The sequence below is a fragment of the Frankia sp. CgJB1 genome (assembly GCF_977947065.1).
Genome location: NZ_CDWTNB010000287.1, coordinates 1 through 2,726 on the forward strand (window position 1 = coordinate 1; position 2,726 = coordinate 2,726).

Below are 2,726 nucleotides of genomic sequence, written 5' to 3' on the forward strand. Positions count from 1 at the left end.
TGACGCCGAAGAACGGCAGGGCGATGATGTAGACCTCGGGGTGGCCGAAGTACCAGAACAGGTGCTGCCAGAGCAGTGCGCCGCCGTTGGCGGCGTCGAACACGTGCGCGCCGAAGCGCCGGTCGGCCTCCAGGGCGAGCAGCGCCGCGGCGAGCACGGGGAAGGCGATCAGCACGAGGATCGAGGTCGCCAGGAAGGTCCAGCAGAAGATCGGCAGCCGGAACATCGTCATGCCCGGGGCCCGCATCGTCAGGATCGTTGTGATCATGTTGACGGCGCCGAGGATGGTACCGACACCGGAGACCGCGAGACCCACGACCCACAGGTCGGAGCCCACTCCCGGCGAGTACACCTTGCTGTTCAATGGCGAGTAGGCGAACCAGCCGAAGGACGCGGTGCCGTCCGGGGTCAGGAACCCGAAGATCACCGCCAGGCTGCCGAACAGGAAGAACCAGTAGGACATCGCGTTCAGCCGCGGGAATGCCACGTCCGGCGCGCCGATCTGCAGCGGCACCAGGAAGTTCGCGAACGCGAACGCCAGTGGGGTGGCGAACATGAGCAGCATCAGTGTGCCGTGCAGCGTGAAAAACTGGTTGTACTGCTCGTTGGAGAAGTACTGCAGCCCCGGGCGGGCGAGTTCCGCCCGCATCATCACGGCCAGGACACCGGCGAAGAGGAAGAAGCCGAACGACGTGACGGCGTACAGGATGGCGATGTCTTTGTGGGACGTCGTCCGCAGATAGCCGAGCAAAGGGGTACGTGGCCTGGTGTGCGCGGCGATGACATCCACCGGCTGCGTCCCGCTATCCGCTGCTCCGCCCGGTTCTCTCGGTTGGTGTAGAATTGTCACGTTCGGCTCCCGATGTTCGTCGTCCGCACGGCGCCAGAATGCGCGTGGAAAGCGGCGGACGGGCCGGGGAAAGGCTAACGTGGCGACCGGTGTCCTGGCCGTAGAACCGTCGAGTTTCTTCGGATTTATTCGCGATGCGCAGGCCGGCGAGGCCACCCGGTGGAGGTCATCCGGTGGTCGAATTCCCGTGCCTTTTCCGATGAATCGGGTGGAAAGCGGTCGGCAGTGCGGGCCGGCAGGGCCGGAGCGTGCTGTCGCCGCACACTCGCTCTCAGGCCGGCCGCGCGCCGGGCCGCCCGTTCTCGACCACCCAGGTGGCATCCGTGGACGTGGGCGAGTGGTGAGTGGTGATGTCGGCAACGACCCGCATGTCCGCGCGCCATTCGTCCGGGGTGACGCGAACGCGCGTGTAACCTCGCCGGTCACCGCGAAAATACCGGACATGCGGGTTGAGCCGGGCATTGTTCCGCCGGACGAAGTCCTCGCTGACGAGGAAGAAGGCCGAGCTGATCGAGGTGCAGACGAACTCCGTCGCGACGACCGGCGTCTCGGGCCGGTCGAAATCGACCCGGAGGTCGTTCACCCAGGCGCAGTGGATGTCACCGGAGAGCACCACCGGGTTGCGCACGCCGCTGTCGCGGATCTCCGACAGCAACCGGGCCCGGTAGGGGCCGTACCCGTCGTTCTGATCCAGGTTGGCCAGCCGTGGTCCCTCGCCGAGGGGTAGCTGCCCGTTCAGCTGGGCCAGCATCGTCTGCTGGGCGAGGACGTTCCAGCGGGTCCGCGACGTGGTCAGGCCGTCGCGCAACCAGCGTTCCTGGGCGGTGCCGGCCATCGTGCCGGCCGTGTTGTCCCGGCCCAGGGCGGCGAGCCCGATGCCCTGCGGGGAGCCGCCGGGCTGCCTGGTCCGGTACTGCCGGGTGTCCATGACGTTGAACGTCACCAGGTTCCCGAACGCGAACCGCCGGTAGATCCGCATGTCGGGCGATCCCGGATTCAGCTCCGCCCGGATCGGCATGTGTTCGTAGTACGCCTGGTAGGCGGCGGCACGCTGGCGGGCGAACGCCGCGGGATCCTGCCGTTGCTTCCCGGTGTCGCCGGCCTCGTCGACCAGCCCGGCGTAGTTGTTCTCGACCTCGTGGTCGTCCCAGGTGACGACCCAGGGGGCCACGTGATGAGCGGCCTGCAGGGCAGGATCGGACTTGTACTGGCCGTACCGGTTGCGGTAGTCCGCCAGCGTCTGGAGTTGGTCCAGGCCGGGCCGCTGCGGGGTGGTGTGCCGCCGGTCCGGATAGGTGCTCCTCGGGTCATACTCGTAGATGTAGTCGCCGACGTGGACGACGAGGTCCGGCGCGTCGGCGGCGATGCCGTCGAAGGCCGGCCAATACCCGTTCTGGAAGTCCTGGCATGAGGCCAGCGCGAAGGTCAGGGCACCGCCGGCCGATTCCGGTCCCCTCCCGGGGGCTGCGGCCGTCCGGGTCCGGCCGACCGGACTGAGCACGGTGCCGGCACGGAACCGGTAGAAGTAGTCACGCTCCGGCGCGAGTCCGCGGACGTCGACGTGGACGGAATGCGCGAACGCCGCCTGCGCGGTCTGCGTGCCGGCGCGCACCACATCGCGGAAACCCTCGTCCGTCGCGATCTGCCAGTCGATCTCAATGTCCCGCGTGGGCATGCCGCCGCCCTCGGTCGGCCTCGGTGCGAGCCGGGTCCAGAGGATGACGCCGTCCGGCAACGGGTCGCCGCTGGCGACCCCGAGCCCGAAGACCCCGTCGGTGACGCCCGCGATCGGGGTGGGCGTCCGCAGGGCCGGCGCGGGGGTCGGGATCGAACCGCCGGAGCCGCCGCAGGCCGCCAGGCTCGCCCCGCCCAGCGC

At 68.8% G+C, this 2,726-nt stretch carries 2 protein-coding genes; both read right to left on the reverse strand.

Features of this window, described 5'->3' with window-relative positions:
* Positions 1–850 (reverse strand): cytochrome c oxidase subunit I (locus tag AC08OT_RS19940; RefSeq protein ID WP_476603198.1); only part of this gene is annotated, 850 nt, incomplete at its 3' end.
* Between the two features lie 271 nt (positions 851–1,121).
* The coding region (locus AC08OT_RS19945) for an alkaline phosphatase D family protein (RefSeq protein WP_476603199.1) at positions 1,122–2,726 on the reverse strand (1,605 nt) is incomplete at its 5' end.